Source organism: Streptomyces sp. NBC_00273 (assembly GCF_036178145.1).
Classification (GTDB): domain Bacteria; phylum Actinomycetota; class Actinomycetes; order Streptomycetales; family Streptomycetaceae; genus Streptomyces.
This window is the reverse complement of record NZ_CP108067.1, coordinates 272,644-287,835: the sequence shown is the minus strand read 5'-3', so window position 1 is coordinate 287,835 and position 15,192 is coordinate 272,644. Positions and strand designations below refer to the sequence as shown.

The following is a 15,192-nucleotide window of genomic DNA, read 5'->3' as shown; positions in this document are numbered from 1 at the left end:
CGTCCCCCGCTACTCATTTCGTTAGTGGTTGTTACTGAGGGAGCTGTGGCTCCTGCGACGTCCGTTCGTCACCTGCGTGAAGTCCGGAGCAGAGCAGGTTGAATGCCTGGAGGGCCGCCGAGGCGACGGCATTGAGGGCGCGCGCGGGCGGTTCGCCGGACATGATGCGTCGTCGGAGCTCGCGCAGAGCGGCGCGGTGTGTTCCGGCGATGGCGCCCGCGAGGAGCACGGGCAACGCGTAGCCAGCATTGCCGGGTGCGTCCGCGACGTTCGGCGGATGTTCGGTCAGAGCGGTCGCCAGAGCGGCCTCGATGCGTTCGCCGATCTCGCGTTCGCGGGCGCGTAGGGCCGGGCTGTCCTGGATGACCTGCCAGAACGCGGGCGCTCCGGGCTGGAGCCCGAGCATGGGGTGGTCCTGCCGTAGCGCGGAGAGCAGGTCGTCGCGGACGGCCTCGATGGGGCAGGTGCCCGGTCCTCGGTCGCGCACCAGGGCGGCGAGGTGGTTCTCGACCTCGGTCTGGCGGTCGAAGAACAGGTCTTCCTTGGTGGGGAAGTAGTTGAACACGGTGTTGGTGGACACGCCCGCGTGCCGTGCCACCTCGGCGACCGTGACCTGGTCGAAGCCGTGCTCCAGGAAGAGAGGCAGGGCCGCGTTGGCGATCGCCGTGCGGGTCTGCTGCTTCTTGATCTCTCGAAGGCCCATGGCTCACATGATAGTGTCACCACAAAATTGGCGTGACACCAAGATTTTTGGGGCGACATGACCATGACCTTCGGCATCTATCCCGGCGGCATCCTGGGCGACGACCAGGGCATCATCCATCCGGTCCGACCGGACGCACCGGACCGCATCATCGACGCCCTCGACGAGCTCCAGGGCGACGCGGCCACGCTGGCGGTGCGCGCCTACCGTTCGTTCGCCGCCACCGTGACACCACCGCAGCCCACACCCGCCGATCCGCACGCCTACCTCCAGCGCGGCCGCACTCTGGACCTCGTGCTGCAGTTCCGCGAGCCGTCCGGCGAGTTGGACGGCTGGCCGGAGTTCGTCCGCGAGGCCGTCCGGACTGGCGGACCCGAGCTGGCATCGGTCCAGATCTGCGAGGAGCCCAACCTCAACCTCTCTGTCGTCGACGGCAGCATCCCCAACGTCCTGAACGCGCTCGTCCAGGGTGTGGTCGCCGCCAAGCAGGAGGCCCAATCCCTCGACCACCGTGTGGCGGTCGGCTTCAACGCCGTACCGACCTTCGACCCGGCCGACACCTTCTGGTCCGACCTCGGCGCCCTGGCCGACGCACGCTTCCGACAGAACCTGGACTACGTCGGCCTGGACTTTTTCCCGGACGTGTTCCGGCCCATCGCGGCCGACCAGTTGGCAGACGCCGTCACCGCGGTCCTCACGGCGTTCCGCCGCACCAGCCTGCCGCAGGCCGGCATCCCGAACACCGTCCCGATCCGCATCTGCGAGAACGGCTGGCCCACCGGCCCCGGCCGCACCGAGCAGCGGCAGGCCGCCGCCCTCGACACCATCATCCGGACCGTCGCCGCCCTCGCCACCGACCTGAACATCGACGGCTACTCGCTCTTCGCCCTGCGGGACGCCGACAGCAACGCCGAAGGGCTCTTCCACCACTTCGGCCTCCTGCGCGACGACTACACCCCCAAGCCAGCCCTCACGACCTACCGGCAACTCATCAAAGAACTGGGCAACCCGCCGATCACCTCAGCTCGGTGACGTCGCGGCTGCCAGGAGTCGGGCTGCTGTTTCTGGTGAACAGTGACCGGGCCCTGCGACCAGTAGCGGCGGGGCTGACACGGCGGCCTGACCTTAGTGCCAGCCTCGCTCTACAACCAAGACAACCCGGACCGGTCTCGCCACAAACCCTGTTCTCGGGTCAACCCTTGAAGGACTTCGAGCGTTGACCACTAAGGCATCGTTGGGCAGGCCTGTGGGGAGCGTCGTCCAGCGCGTGCACCGCACAGGCCTGGTCAGGGCTCGCACAGGGCGATGGCTGTGAGCCGGGCGTGACTCCGGCGGGATGGAGATCGTTGGCGGGGCATGAATAACACCAGCCGGGCGCTTGCCGCCCTCTCCCTCGGGACCGCCGCTCTCCTCGGGGCCCTGGCCGCACCCGCCAGCGCCGCACCAATGCCGGGGATCGGGGGGTTGGGGGGGCTAGACCTCTGCAAGACCCTGCACGGATTGCCGATCGCCGGTGCGGTCGGCGATGTCACCTGCGCGGGGGCGGGCGGAATCCCCGTCATTGGCAGCCTGTTGAACCCAATCCTCTCCGCACCGAGGTAGCCCGGCAGCCTCGAACGGGGCACCAGCGGCCCCCAGCGTTCTCGAGCCTCTTGAGTCGGTGGCACGGACGGCAGAGCGGCTGCACGTTGCCGTCCGTGTACGTCCCGTCCGCGCTCGGCCTCGGGGAACATCAGTACAGCGGTTACTTTCCCCTGCCGTCCTCCGGGCTTCGCGTGCGCGCTGCGCGGCGGTGCTCTGGTTTCGGGGCGTAGGTGCTCTCCGGATCCGGCGAGCCTGCCCACGCTGCTCACCGGCGCAAGACACCGTCACGGACTTCGCGGGCCCCGGAGGTCCTCGGCCGAGCGCTGACCCGACGACGTGGGCGCCGAGGCTGCGACGGGTGGCGTGCGCGTCGAGGATCTGCTCCCAGCAACGGGCGTTCGGCCCGTAGTGCCCGGGGAACACGTGGGCCAGCCACCAGGCCGCCGCCCGCAGTCCGGCCGCAGGCTGGCGTGTTCCTCGACGTCCAGGCCGGTGGCGGGATCGTTGTACGAGCGCCCTGCGACACCGAGCGGAGTCGCTACTCACCGGTCCGATCCTCCCCAAGGGCCAACTGGCGCGACGCTCCGGCTCGCCGCGGTACTCGCCGGCGGGCGGGGCCGCAGCGTCGACTCCGCGTAGAGACCGGGCCGTCGCCCTGCTTGCGGCGGGAACCTGTAAGCCTGCGCCGCGCGTGCCCAAAACGTCACGGAGGAGCCCAGTGACGCGGGGAAAGAGGAGATAGGGCGCGCGGGTTGTCTGGCGAGACTGTCCAGGAGATTGGCGCGGCAGGGAGCCAGGGTTTCAGGCCCCTGTGCGTCGGCTCAGGTGTCTTCCGTCAGGTGACGGACGACAGTGTCAGGACCAGGCGACATGAGCGTTTCGTGCCCGTCCTCGAACCGCACCCTGTAGGGCGGCGTTCCGTCCGGGCCCAGCACCTCAACCACCTCTGCGGATCGGTCATGCTGACCGACCGTGCGGCCGTGAACCAAAAGGCGGTCGCCCACACTTGCTCGCATATCGGCTGGCTCCTCTCTGGGCGGGACAGGGAAGCCCAGGGCCTCCTTCGGCCGCTGAGCAGCGTTGCATACCCAAGCCAATCAGATAGCGACCGAAGTATCACTGTCCGCCACGGACCGCATGAGCGCGCTACTTGGCTCTTCGGCCAGGTAGCGCGCTCAGTGCTGCAGGGGCCTGAGTGGGTGGCGGGTGTGTCAGGTGACGGTGCGTGATTTTGTCGGGTCATATGGGAGCCACTGCTCCGGTGTGAACGGGAGCCACATGTAGGTCGTTCGTGACGGTGATGTACTCGACCTCGCTGGGCGTTCTTCGGCGAGTTCGGGAGCCGTTCCGGCGAGATTGGGAGCCACTGATCGGGTGACCCGCCAAGGCATGGGCGGAGTGTCCGTGGAGGCCAGAGTGGTGGCGTCGGTAGCGTGTGAGTGAGGGCCCGGGTCGCCTCCCTGACAAGTCGCGGCCGGGGCCTCACCCTGGATGTGCCGGAAGGGGTTGGACCCCACGGGCCCAACCCCTTCCGGCTATAGCAGCAAATTGGACAGTGAGACTCGGCAGAGGCTGAGCAAGATCTTCCGTATGGGGTGGTCGTTGTCGGACCAGCGGGGCCCGGGCCAGTCGGCGGCTACAGACCCGCCCGGTTCAGCAGCCACTCCATGTGCTCGCCCGGAAGGAATGGTGAGGCGCCGGCGGCTTCTGCGACGCGCTCCGAGGAGTCGGCGAGGAGTCGGAGCAGGGATTGGAGCGGGAGGTTGCGGTGGGGCGCGACCGCGCGGCGGACGCGGTCTTCGGGGTCGGCGGCCAGCTTCTCGGCGAGTTCCGGGGGCAGGTTCGGATCGCGGGGTGCGAAGGAGCGAAGCCGGGGCTCAGGGTCGGTGGCGAAGCGGCGCAAGGCTGTGGGCGGGAACGTCAGGACCTCCTCCTTGTCCCACCAGAACGTGAACTTGTCCCGCCGGGGCCGGTAGCGGCGCTCGATGCTTTCGGCGGTCGCGAGATCGACCAGGTGCGGGGCGGTGTGCGCCATGGTGAGGCGGACCATCTCCTCTTCGTCGTCGAGCAGTCGGGCCACCGCGTTGGCGGGAAGGGCCTTGCTGGCGGCCGCGGAGACTCGGAAGCTGACGTAGGGCGAGTCGATGTACGGCAGCGGATCGGCCGTCACCCAGGGCAGCCGCAGGATCCGCAGTTCCGTGGGCGCGAACTCGTTCTGGAACCACTGCAGGACCGTTTCGTCGTCCGCGGCAGGGTCCGGATCAGCTGTCGAGCGCGACAGCTCGTGGACCGAGGCGTGGATCTGTGCCCGCACGTGCTCGGGCGTGTCCGGTCGGGCGAAGACCTTCACACGGACGCTCAAAGCTGGATCGACCGCAAGGGCGTTGCGAGCCGACGGTGGCAGGTCGGGATGCCGGGCGAGCTCGGCGCGAACCTCGCTGTCCGGATCTGCGGCGAGCCGCTGGAGGGTGTCCGCGTCGAGAACAGCGTGAATAACCGCGCCCGCCCGAGTCACCGGGTCCGCCAACAGCGCCGGGAGTAGGTCCGCGGGCGGTGTCGGATGTGGCTGATGCGCGTAGTAGGTCGAACAGGCCGCAGCGCGGACCTTGGTCTCGGGATCGGTCAGCAGGATCCGGCGGACTGCCTCCGGTGCTTGTGGCCAGTGCTTCGCCAGCACGGCGCGGATTGCGGGGTCTGAGTCGGCGGCGAGGTGGGCCCGGAGGTCGGGCGGCGTGTGGGGGCCCTGAGCCAGGTACTCACGGACCCGTGGATCGGGATCGTTGATGAGCTGTTCCAGCATTTTCCTCGGTGCGGTCGCGGTGTGGACAACGAGTGCGGCCCGCACCGCCCTGTCCCGATGAGCGGCCAGTTCGATGCGGAACTGGTCCGGCAGCCGGTCGTTGAGCGCCAGGCTGTGCAGGAGCCAGTGATCGTCGATCGCGACGATCTCGGCGATCATGTCCTCGGTAAGATCCGGACGCTTCGCCACCATCCCCAAGCCCCGCCGCCATGCGAATAGTCGCCGGACCATAGGAGCTGGCAGGGCGGGATTCATCGCCAACCCGTCCATCACCTTGTCGAGGTGAACCGGAGTCAGATCGTCAGCGTCCATGCGGCCAGCATGCCAGGCGGGCTTCTATACGAAGCCACTGGGCGACAACCACGACGGCTGCTGCGAGGGTGCGCCGGCCTCCGCGGTAAGCGCCAAGGCATCGCCGCAGGCACGGAGACCGGCTCGGCCGTCACCCACAGGGGCGTGGGCTGAGCCGGTCACCACACCAACCCAGTGGCTCTGTGGTCAGCTGGAAATCCGAGTGGCCCCTCAGCGGCCCTCCATGCCCTCCCGGGGGTCACCGAGACTTCGCCGTCCATCAGTTCGAGGCCGGGAAGAGAGATTCCTGGGTGGCCTGGTAGCGGTAGGACTCGGTGCCGGTCTGGATCAGCGTGCAGCGGAAGGTGATCCGGTCGGCGATGGCCGCGCAGAGGCGGGCGTCGCCGAAGGTCTTGTCCCACTCGGTGAACGGCGAGTTCGTGGCGACCGCGGTGGCCTTGCGTTCCTCGCGCTCGGTGAAGATCTGGAACAGCAGCTTGGCGCCCTTGCGGTCCAGGTTGAGGTAGCCGAACTCGTCCAGGCAGAGCAGGTCGATCTTGCTGTAACGGGCGATCACGGAGGACAGGCGGCGGTTCGCGTCGGCAGCCGGTCGTACTTGCTCATGTCGGGCAACCCCTGGCGCGGGTCGGGCGGCAGGCGGCGCGCGTGCAGGGAGATCACCCGGGCCCCGCCGCCCGTGGCCGCCGGGCCGTCCTGGGTCTCCTCTTTGGCGTCGGCCAGCAGCTCGGCGTCGTCGGCGTCGGTGCCCTCCATCGCCTTGCGGGCCTCGATGGCGACCAGGTCGGTGGAGACCGACCCGATCCGTAGGCAGGTCTCCATCGCCGCAACAAGCGCCTCGGCGGGCAGCTGGCGGTGCAGCAGCAGCACCTCGATCAGCATCCGGGTGCCCTCGCGGTCGCCGGCCTTCTTCTTCGCCGCCGCCCAGAACGCCTCATGGACCTGGGTGAAGCCGCCCTCCGCGCGGGCCTGCGCGAGTGCTGAGGCCCCGGCGAACGCGCCGGGCTTGACCAGCAGGATCTCCAGGTAGTGGTCCAGCAGGTCGTGGTAGGTGTAACGGCGCGTCAGGCGCGGGTGTCGGGCGACGACCTTGCGCCCGTCGAACACCCACAACTCGTTCGCCCGCAGCTTGACCCGGACCTTCGTGCCGATGAACTTCGCCGGCACCGAGTAGTAGCACTGCCGCACCGTGATCCGAGAGTTGCGCGCGACCACCGGCGTCAGGTCGATCCCGCAGTCGTAGTCGTCCACCGGCAGCGGCCGCAGCCGTTCCCGCTCGGCCTCGAAGTCGAACCCGATCGAGGTCGGCCGACCATGGATGTGCCGGGCGTCCTCCGCGACGTCGATCGCGGCCAGACGCTCGTTCAGCTCCGCCAGCGAGTCCACCGCGGGCGGCGGGACCAAGTGCTTGCGGCGGAACCTGCCGCCCTCGTGTTCCACCCCGCCCTTCTCGTGGGCCCCGTCCTCGCCGGGCGCGCAGTAGAACGCGGAGAACTGGTGTTCCCGTGGGTTCCCGCAGCCTCCCGACTGCGCCAGCGACCTCGATGACTGCCTGATCTGGGGCTTCCGGTCTCCTGGACACGATCGGGTGATTGCTGCTCGTTCCTCAGAAATCCTGAAGTCTCCTCAGCTGTCATGGCGGAGTCGCTGGATAGCTGAAGGGGAGGAACGGGATGGCACTGGCCGTCGTGCGCGACCTGCGGCCGGAGCTCCGGCTGGAGACTTCCGAGGAGGTCGCTGCCTTTGAGCAGGATCTGCTGGCTGAGTTCGTCCTCGCCCGGGCCTCCGCCGGAGTCCTCGACGACACCATCCGCGGCGACGTCGGCCCCGTTCTTGGCCTGCGGGAATGGTTCGGCCGGCCCTTGTGGGAGATGGAGGCCAAGGACCTCGACCGGTACTTCGGGCGGCACCGTCGCGACTCAGCCTCAGGCACCAAGGTCCGCCAGGCCGCGGCCTTCGCCGTGTTCTTCGAGTTCCTCGAACTACGGCACAAGGCCGGCATCCACGCGGCCACCGGCTTCGTCGTCGAGTCCCCGCTGGACGAGATGAACCGGCCGCGCGGCGGCACCTCTGCGAGGCTGCGGATCCCGCCGCCAGAAGCGGACGTCACGACGCTCTTCGGCGGTTGGCGGTGCGACATGGAAGAGGCACGCAAGTACGCTCCGGCCGCCCGGAACTACACCGCCTCGCGGCTGGCCAGCCTCATCGGGCCGAGGATCTCGGAACTGTGCCTGCTGCGGATCGGCGATGTTCGCTGGGACTTGGGGCGGTTCGGCAAGGTCCTCCTCAAGGGCAAGGGAAGCCAGGGCCGTGGCAAGAAGGAACGGCTCGTCCCGCTCATCAACGGCTCCCGTGACCTGCTCGAATGGTGGATCACTGGGCCGCGCTGGGAGTTCGACGACAAGGTCAACGACCCCCGTGCCCCGCTGTTTCCCTCGGAACGCAGATACGGCGACGGATCCAGCAGGGCCGTGACGGACGACGCTCTGCGGACCGGGCTCGCCGAGGCGGTCGCCCGGCACCTGCCGCACCAGGTCGGCCAGCTCACACCGCACGTGCTACGGCACTTCGCCGCTTCCGACCTCTACCGCAACGGCATGGACGTCGTTGCCATCCAAGAGATCCTCGGACACGAATGGCTCAACACGACCGTGATCTACGTGCACGTCGAGAAGTCCCACGTCGAAGATGCCTGGATCCGAGCGGGGCAACGGGCCACAACCCGATTCGGGGGGACACGCCGATGAAGTGGAACCTGCGGATGGTCGCCGCCCAGCGCGACATCTGGAAGGCATCCGAGCTCCAACGGATGCTCGCGGACGCCGGATTGGTGATCTCTGCTGGCAAGATGTCCCACCTGTGGTCCGGCCGGCCGCTGACCGTACGCCTGGCCGACCTCGACATCATCTGCGAGGTACTGGACTGCACAACCGCCGACCTCCTCGTCCCGGAGAAGGCCAGCGTCCGGCAGGAGACCACGACACCGGAGACGGAGAAGCAGGCCGTCGGCGGCAGCCCGATCACACACCAGCGCCGACCGGGTCGCTCGGGACCGCCGCTATGAGTACGCCAGTCCGGCGATCACGACCCTGGGCCACCCGCAGCTGCAGGGACTGCTTTGGATGGGGCTGGATCGACCGCCCTCGCTGCAAAGCGTGCTGGGGCTTCACCTCGAAAGCCACCAGCCGCCACTGCGACGTCTGCGCACGCGAGGTCGCCGCGATAGACGGGATCTGCCGCCTCTGCCGCCGCCAGGCCAGCCTGATCGCCGGCCCGGACAACAAGACCCGTGTCGACCTGACAGTAGCCGCCCGCACCGGACACCAGCTCTTCATCATCGGCACCCTGCGACCGCGCGGCGGCCCGCAGCCTCAGCCTGTTCGGTCGGAACCGTGGTCTCCGCGGCCACACCGTGTTCCGGCACGCTGGACGGAGCTGTTGCTGTTCGAGATGCCGCGCGATCTTCGCGGAGTCAGTAGCAAGGCCCCACCGCTGGACCCTCAACTGTTCGCATCCTTGAGTGCTCGGGCCATCCAGATCGCGGAACTGCGCGGCTGGCCGCCCCGCACTCTCGGCTCAGTGCAACGCGGCATCCGGATTCTCTGCGCGGTTCACCGGCCAGGGGAGCGAATCCGGGCCTCGACCATCACTCAGCTCACCCATACGGCAGTGCCAGCCAACCACGTCCTGGAGGTGTTCGAGGGACTCGACATCTTCCTCGACGACCGGCCCGACTCTCTCGACGCCTGGTGCGAGGAACACCTTTCCTTCCTGGCCCCAGGTGTCCGCTCTGAGCTGGACGCTTGGATCGACATCCTGAGACACGGGACCCCGCGCCGCAGGCCACGTGCCCGCGCAACGGTCATCACGAACCTGAGGAGCATCCTGCCGTTCCTGACCGAGTACGCCGGCAAGTACACAACCCTGCGGCAGGCTACCCGCGACGACATCACCAGTTGGCTCGCCGACCGGCCCTATCGCGCACACGACGCCAGTGCCCTGCGTTCGCTGTTCAGCACGCTCAAGGCCGAGCGGCTGATCTTCGCCAACCCGATGCGAGGCATCAAGGGCGGCCAGCCCGCGATCAAGATCCCCGTATCACTCACCGCGGACGAGGTGGAGTCTGTCGCTCTTGCCGCACTGCAGGATCCGGCCCTTCGCGTGGTAGTGGCCCTGTCCGGCATCCATGCACTGCCCGCCCGCCAGATTCGCTCGATGCTGGTCGAGCAGGTGGACCTGCCCGGACGGCGACTCGACCCTGAGGGCTTGGATCGTCCCCTGGACGACTACACCGCCGAGGCGATCATCAACTACGTGGCTTACCGACACGAACGCTGGCCCAACAGCACCAACCCGCACCTGCTGATCAGCCGGAACACCGCCACCACCACGGCGGCCGTCGGCACCTTCTGGATGGACAGGCTGGTCCGGCAACTGCCCGTCGGGCTCGACCGGCTGCGGCAGGACCGCATCCTCGAAGAAGCCGCGGTCACCGGCGCCGACCCTCTCCACCTTGCCCACGTCTTCTCCCTGGGTGCCAAGGCCAGCCTTCGCTACACCAGCGCGGCAGTCGACTCAGCTGCAGAACAGGATGAAAGGATGCCCTGAGCTGCCCGTATCCGGGCGGGACGGGCCGCTTGTTAAAGCCCGTGGGCAAGGACGGCGTAAACGAGCGGTGCACGTCGGTCATATCGGGGAGAACGCAGTATCTCAGTGGCGTTGTACGCTGCCGTGCCGATTCCGACAAGGCCGGCTCCTGCCCCGAGGCCCACTGCAAGGGCTCCTCCACCCGCAGTGAGGGGCAAGGCGGTCGCGATAGCGGCTGCCAAGACTCCACCTATTCCATTAAAGGTAACCTTCGGCCAGGCCCTCTTAGAGCTCGTAACACGATCTTGATGAGATGTCCTGGTCAGCCGTGACCGGTGTGACGATTCAGCCGTTCGTGGTGGTGTGAGTACTCGGCCGTGGATCGTGGACGACGACTTGTGGGCACTGATCGAGCCGCTGCTGCCGCCCTGGCCGACGAGGTCACCAGGGCCGCGGCCGGTAGCTGACCGGTTGTGTCTGCAAGGCATCCTGTACGTGCTCTGCAACGACATCGCCTGGCAACTCCTGCCGCCTGAGCTGGGATTCGGGTCCGGGCAGACCTGCTGGCGGCGCCTGGAGCGGTGGCAGCAGGCCGGGGTCTTCGACCAGCTGCATCGGATCCTGCTCGCCGAGTTGAATGCGGCCGGCCGGCTCGACTGGTCCAGGGCCTGCGTGGACGGCTCCCACATCCGTGCGAAAAAGGGGGAGCCGACACCGGTCCGTCGCCGGTCGACCGGCGGAAGACAGGCAGCAAACACCACCTGATCTGCGACGGACGCGGCACTCCGCTCAAAGTCATCACGACTGCGGCGAACGTCAATGACGTCACCCAGACTCTCGCCCTGGTCGACGGCATCCCACCGGTGGCGGGCCGCCCCGGCCGGCCCCGCCGACGTCCCGATGCTCTGCTCGGGGACAAGGGCTACGACTCCAACGCCAACCGTGATGAGCTGCGTAAACGCCGGATCCTGCCCGTCATCTCCCGCAAGGGATCCCCGAACATCAAGGGCATGGGCAAGCTCCGCTACGTCGTGGAACAGACCTTCGCCCTGCTCCATCAGTTCAAACGACTCGCCGTCCGGTGGGAACGGCGCACCGAGCTCCACGACGCGTTTGTCTCCCTCGCTTGCAGCCTCATCTGTTGGCGACGCCTCAACAAGCCCACCTCATGATCGTGTTACGAGCTCTATGGGAAGCTACCGCTGAATCGAGTGCTCTCAACCCAATGGTGTGAACGGCTCCGTCCCATTGATCAGACTTCTGGTCAGATACTGGTGCGCGGCATCGGGGTCGGACCAACCTCGTCGAGCGCGGCTGCCAACTCGTCTTCTGTTGCTCCAGCGCGCACGGAGCTAAGGCATGTGCTGAGCTGGAAGTACACCCGAAGAGGCCAAGCGAAAGATGCTGGAGCGGGGTGATAGGAAATGGAAACAGCACTTTACTTTCCTTTCATGAGAGCGCCGCAGACGTCGTGGTTCACGCAGGTTCTCCTGTACTGGGAAAAAGCGGCAACGATCGTGCCCGCCAGTCTCCGCGAGCGCGACGAAGTATTCGGTCCATACATGTCCGATCTCACACAACAAGGCCTTGTCGAAACGATCTCGCCTGACGAGACAGTCTGGGATATGTCCGGAGATTTCGAAACGGGCTTCTTTGAGGTGCTCCGCTCCTTTGACGGGATGCCCGGTAGCGACCGTTGGCGGTGGCGGCGAATGGCCGAGGGAGGAGGCCCGCTCAGACCTGGTTGGACGCTGGTCCACGCGGGGAAGGCGCAGTACGGCGTCTTCGACCGCCTGGCAACGAGAGGGCTTGCCCGCCAAGGCCCTGGGTGGGACTGGTGGGAGGTCGAAGAGCGCACTGCCGATCTCTACATGACGTACCTCGCAGGTGTCATTTGCGGAACTCGTGAAGGACTATTTCCTATCACGGACAGCGTTCAACACATCGCCGACCTTGCCCCGCCTGATCGGGATCCGCAGGCACGACTTGGCAAACTCAGGTACGCGGCCATCATGAGGGCCCTACCAGCTCCCACAGCGATTATTCCGACACGCGAGCTAGCCTTGTTCAAAGACAGTCACCAAGAGGAACTTACCCGACTGAGAAGGTTCCTCGATGGCAAGATTGCCGATATCGCACTCATTGATGACGATCACATTCGACAAGTGAGATGCGAGGCTGCGTGTCAGGAGATCGAGGACGAGGTAGACAGCCTTCGGGAACAGATGGCTAAGAGCTCGTAACAGGATCTTGGTGAGATGCCCTGGCCGGGCGTAACCGGTGTGATGATTCGGCCGTTCGTGAGTGTGTGAGTACTCGGCCGTGGATCGTGGACGACGACTTGTGGGCACTGATCGAGCCGCTGCTGCCGCCCTGGCCGACGAGGTCGCCAGGGCCGCGGCCGGTGGCAGACCGGTTGTGTCTGCAGGGCATCCTGTACGTCCTCTGCAACGACATTGCCTGGCAACTCCTGCCATCTGAGCTGTGGTTCGGCTCGGGCCAGACCTGCTGGCGGCGCCTGGAGCGGTGGCAGCAGGCCGGGGTCTTCGACCAGCTGCACCGGATCCTGCTCGCCGAGCTGAACGCGGCCGGCCGGCTCGACTGGTCCAGGGCTTGCGTGGACGGCTCTCACATTCGCGCGAAAAAGGGGGAGCCGACACCGGTCCGTCGCCGGTCGACCGGCGGAAGGCGGGCAGCAAGCACCATCTGATCTGCGACGGACGCGGCACCCCGCTCAAGGTCATCACGACCGCGGCGAACGTCAACGACGTCACCCAGACCCTCGCCCTGGTCGACGGCATCCCGCCAGTGGCGGGCCGCCCCGGCCGTCCCCGAAGGCGCCCGGACGCTCTGCTCGGCGACAAGGGCTACGACTCCAACCCCAACCGGGAAGAGCTGCGTAAACGCCGGATCCTGCCGGTCATCTCCCGCAAGGGAGCACCGAACATCAAGGGCATGGGCAAGCTCCGCTACGTCGTGGAGCAGACCTTCGCCCTGCTCCATCAGTTCAAACGCCTCGCCGTCCGCTGGGAACGCCGCACCGAACTCCACGACGCGTTCGTCTCCCTCGCCTGCAGTCTCATCTGCTGGCGACGCCTCAACAAGCCCGACTCATGATCGTGTTACGAGCTCTTAGAAACTGTACGGGGAATGTCGTGGGTACAGCACAGCATTTGCATGGACCCAGGCAGCACACGACTGTTGCCGGCACGGCCGGTGCAGCAGGGCGGCGCTGTTTTGTTCTGCTGCACCAGAACGAACCGGTGTAGCTGGTGCTACCGCACTGGCCCGGCCTCGGCTGGGAACGACGACGGCGCCGCTCCCGGTGGGGAGGGCGCCGTGGTGGTGCGGGCGGTCTCGCGGCGGTTCAGCCAGCGAGCCGGAGATTGGGGCGGGCCTCGGGGGTCGGGGCGTCCTCGCCGCCGTCCGGGTCAGGGTCGAAGCCGGTGCCTGTCCGCGCGTCTCGGGCCCGCGGGGGCCGGATGTCGCCGGTGGGGAAGTTCAGCGGCCACACGAAGGTCTCGGGGTCCTTGAGGTGGTTGACCATGTGGGCGAGGGATTCGTAGCCGGCCAGGAGCGGGTGGGTGAGGACGGTGCCATGCGCTACCGCTCGCTGAGGATTCCCTTGGCCTGCAGCTGCCTGATCGTGCGGGGGACGACGGACTGGGTGAGTCCGAGGCGTTCGGCGGTGCCCTGTTGCCGAATGCGGACCAGGCTGCAGGTGGGCTTGATCCGCTTTGACGGACATTCGAGATCAGGGGTTCGTCCCCGGGAGGATGTCCATCATGGAGAGCATGGGGAAGAAGAAGCCTCGCCCTCGCCGTTCGTTCACGTCGGAGTTCAAGGCCGAGATCGTCGAGCTGTGCCGGCGCGGTGACCGCTCGGTCGGTCAGATAGCCAAGGACTTCGATCTGACCGAGACCGCGGTGCGGGACTGGGTCAAGCAGGCCGAGGTCGACGCGGGCGAGCGAGACGGGCTGACCAGCAGCGAGCGTGAGGAGCTGGCCGCGCTGCGGCGGGAGAACCGCCGCCTGCGCGAGGACGTCGACATCCTCAAGCGGGCCACGGCTTTCTTCGCGAAGGAGACCCGGTGACGGTGCACCCGTTCATCGAGGCGGAGAAGCAGAGCAACCACAACGTCAAACGCGCGTGTGAACTGCTCAAGGTCTCCCGCACCGCCTTCTATGCCCGCCGCAACGGAACTCCCGGCCCCCGCGCGGTCCGCGACCTGGAGCTGACCGTGAAGATCACCGAGGCCCACGAGCACTCCCGTGGCACCTACGGGGCCCCACGCCTCCACGCCGTTCTGCAACGCGAGGGCGAAAGATGCGGACGGCGCCGCGTGGCCAGACTGATGCGGGACGCCGGACTCGAAGGCCGGCACCGCAGGCGGCGACACGTGACCACCGCCCCCGACCCGCGGGCCGCCGCGAGGCCCGACCTCATCGGGCGCGACTTCGCACCCGACCCGGCCGCACTCGACGTCCGCTGGTGCGGCGACATCACGTATATCCCGACCGATCAGGGCTGGCTCTACCTGGCCACCGTCATCGACATCGCCTCCCGCCGTGTCGTCGGCTGGGCAACCGCCGATCATCTGCGGACCGACCTGGTCGCCGAAGCCCTTACGACCGCCTGCCGGCGGCGCCGCCCCGCCCGGCCGGTGATCTTCCACTCGGACCGCGGATGCCAGTACACCAGCCAGCAATTCGCGTCCCTGGCAGGTGAGTTCGACGTCCAGCTATCGGTCGGCCGCACCGGACAGTGCTGGGACAACGCCCTCGCCGAGTCCTTCTTCGCGACGATCAAACGGGAACTGCTCGGCACGAAACCCTGGCCCAGCAGGGCTCTCGCCCGCACTGCGATCTTCGAGTGGATCGAGAGCTGGTACAACTTGCAGCGGCTACACAGCAGCCTCGGCTACCGAAGTCCCGCCGAATACGAGACCGTACTCGCGGCCTGACCACCACACCAATGGTGTCCGTCAAAGCGGAGCAAGCTCAACAGCTCAAGAGAGCCTTCTACCTCGCCGCGTTCGCCTCGCTCTCCCAGCCCGAGTCACGCGCCTACTACGACCGCAAACGCAGCGAGGGAAAACACCACATCGCCGCCCTCATCGCACTCGCCCGACGCCGCATCGACGTCCACTTCGCCATGCTCCGCGACGGCACCCTCTACCAACCACCCACACCCACTACGGCTTGACGAA

15 protein-coding genes and 1 pseudogene are annotated in these 15,192 nt (G+C 67.3%); 10 read left to right on the top strand and 6 right to left on the bottom strand.

All coding sequences use genetic code 11. The features are described 5' to 3' along the window. Window positions 1–31: 31 nt before the first annotated feature. Window positions 32–703 carry a TetR/AcrR family transcriptional regulator gene (locus OG386_RS01310; RefSeq protein ID WP_328786340.1) on the bottom strand — a complete coding sequence of 224 codons (672 nt, stop codon included), beginning with the start codon at window positions 701–703 and terminating at the stop codon, window positions 32–34. A gap of 57 nt (window positions 704–760) precedes the next feature. Between OG386_RS01310 and OG386_RS01305 the strand changes: the two genes are divergently transcribed. Next, complete coding sequence (locus OG386_RS01305; protein WP_328786339.1) at window positions 761–1,735, top strand: hypothetical protein; 975 nt, start codon at window positions 761–763, stop codon at window positions 1,733–1,735. 1,373 nt (window positions 1,736–3,108) lie between these two features. Here OG386_RS01305 and OG386_RS01300 read toward each other — a convergent pair. From OG386_RS01300 to OG386_RS01285, 4 genes are all read right to left on the bottom strand, one after another. After that, window positions 3,109–3,303, bottom strand: coding sequence for a DUF1918 domain-containing protein (locus OG386_RS01300; protein WP_328786338.1), 195 nt, complete (start codon window positions 3,301–3,303; stop codon window positions 3,109–3,111). Between the two features lie 620 nt (window positions 3,304–3,923). After that, window positions 3,924–5,399, bottom strand: coding sequence for a hypothetical protein (locus tag OG386_RS01295; protein WP_328786337.1), 1,476 nt, complete (start codon window positions 5,397–5,399; stop codon window positions 3,924–3,926). A 259-nt stretch (window positions 5,400–5,658) separates the two neighbouring features. After that, on the bottom strand, window positions 5,659–5,955 hold the full coding sequence (locus OG386_RS01290; protein WP_328786336.1) for an ATP-binding protein: 297 nt from the start codon (window positions 5,953–5,955) through the stop codon (window positions 5,659–5,661). Then, complete coding sequence (locus OG386_RS01285; RefSeq protein ID WP_328786335.1) at window positions 5,952–6,836, bottom strand: Mu transposase domain-containing protein; 885 nt, start codon at window positions 6,834–6,836, stop codon at window positions 5,952–5,954. The genes OG386_RS01290 and OG386_RS01285 overlap by 4 nt, the downstream gene beginning before the upstream one ends. 233 nt (window positions 6,837–7,069) lie before the next feature. Here OG386_RS01285 and OG386_RS01280 point away from each other — a divergent pair, with 233 nt between their 5' ends. From OG386_RS01280 to OG386_RS01255, 6 genes are all read left to right on the top strand, one after another. Continuing rightward, entirely contained in the window at window positions 7,070–8,143 is a 1,074-nt protein-coding gene (locus OG386_RS01280; RefSeq protein WP_328786334.1) for a tyrosine-type recombinase/integrase, read from the top strand. Next, the gene (locus tag OG386_RS01275; protein ID WP_328786333.1) at window positions 8,140–8,460 is read left to right on the top strand and encodes a helix-turn-helix domain-containing protein; all 321 of its coding nucleotides are present in this window, start codon (window positions 8,140–8,142) and stop codon (window positions 8,458–8,460) included. The genes OG386_RS01280 and OG386_RS01275 overlap by 4 nt, the downstream gene beginning before the upstream one ends. Then, on the top strand, window positions 8,457–10,004 hold the full coding sequence (locus OG386_RS01270; protein WP_328786332.1) for a hypothetical protein: 1,548 nt from the start codon (window positions 8,457–8,459) through the stop codon (window positions 10,002–10,004). Before OG386_RS01275 ends, OG386_RS01270 begins: the two co-directional genes overlap by 4 nt. A gap of 342 nt (window positions 10,005–10,346) precedes the next feature. Next, a protein-coding gene (locus OG386_RS01265; RefSeq protein ID WP_266607329.1) for an IS5 family transposase occupies window positions 10,347–11,155 on the top strand; the annotation gives its coding sequence in 2 pieces (ribosomal slippage) (window positions 10,347–10,664 and window positions 10,667–11,155; 807 coding nt in all). A 279-nt stretch (window positions 11,156–11,434) separates the two neighbouring features. Then, window positions 11,435–12,226: a hypothetical protein gene (locus tag OG386_RS01260; protein WP_328786331.1), complete on the top strand. Its 792-nt coding sequence runs from the start codon at window positions 11,435–11,437 to the stop codon at window positions 12,224–12,226. Between the two features lie 65 nt (window positions 12,227–12,291). Further along, a protein-coding gene (locus OG386_RS01255; protein WP_328786330.1) for an IS5 family transposase occupies window positions 12,292–13,100 on the top strand; the annotation gives its coding sequence in 2 pieces (ribosomal slippage) (window positions 12,292–12,624 and window positions 12,627–13,100; 807 coding nt in all). Window positions 13,101–13,350: 250 nt separating this feature from the next. Here the strand turns inward: OG386_RS01255 and OG386_RS01250 are convergent. Further along, on the bottom strand, window positions 13,351–13,530 hold the full coding sequence (locus OG386_RS01250) for a hypothetical protein (RefSeq protein WP_328786329.1): 180 nt from the start codon (window positions 13,528–13,530) through the stop codon (window positions 13,351–13,353). A gap of 238 nt (window positions 13,531–13,768) precedes the next feature. Here OG386_RS01250 and OG386_RS01245 point away from each other — a divergent pair, with 238 nt between their 5' ends. From OG386_RS01245 to OG386_RS01235, 3 genes and pseudogenes are all read left to right on the top strand, one after another. Beyond that, entirely contained in the window at window positions 13,769–14,077 is a 309-nt protein-coding gene (locus OG386_RS01245; RefSeq protein ID WP_032759650.1) for an IS3 family transposase, read from the top strand. Continuing rightward, window positions 14,074–14,946, top strand: a complete 873-nt coding sequence (locus OG386_RS01240) for an IS3 family transposase (protein ID WP_328786315.1) — start codon at window positions 14,074–14,076, stop codon at window positions 14,944–14,946. The genes OG386_RS01245 and OG386_RS01240 overlap by 4 nt, the downstream gene beginning before the upstream one ends. 44 nt (window positions 14,947–14,990) lie before the next feature. Next, window positions 14,991–15,188 (top strand): annotated as a pseudogene (locus tag OG386_RS01235) (IS110 family transposase); the annotation flags it as partial. Window positions 15,189–15,192: the final 4 nt, after the last annotated feature.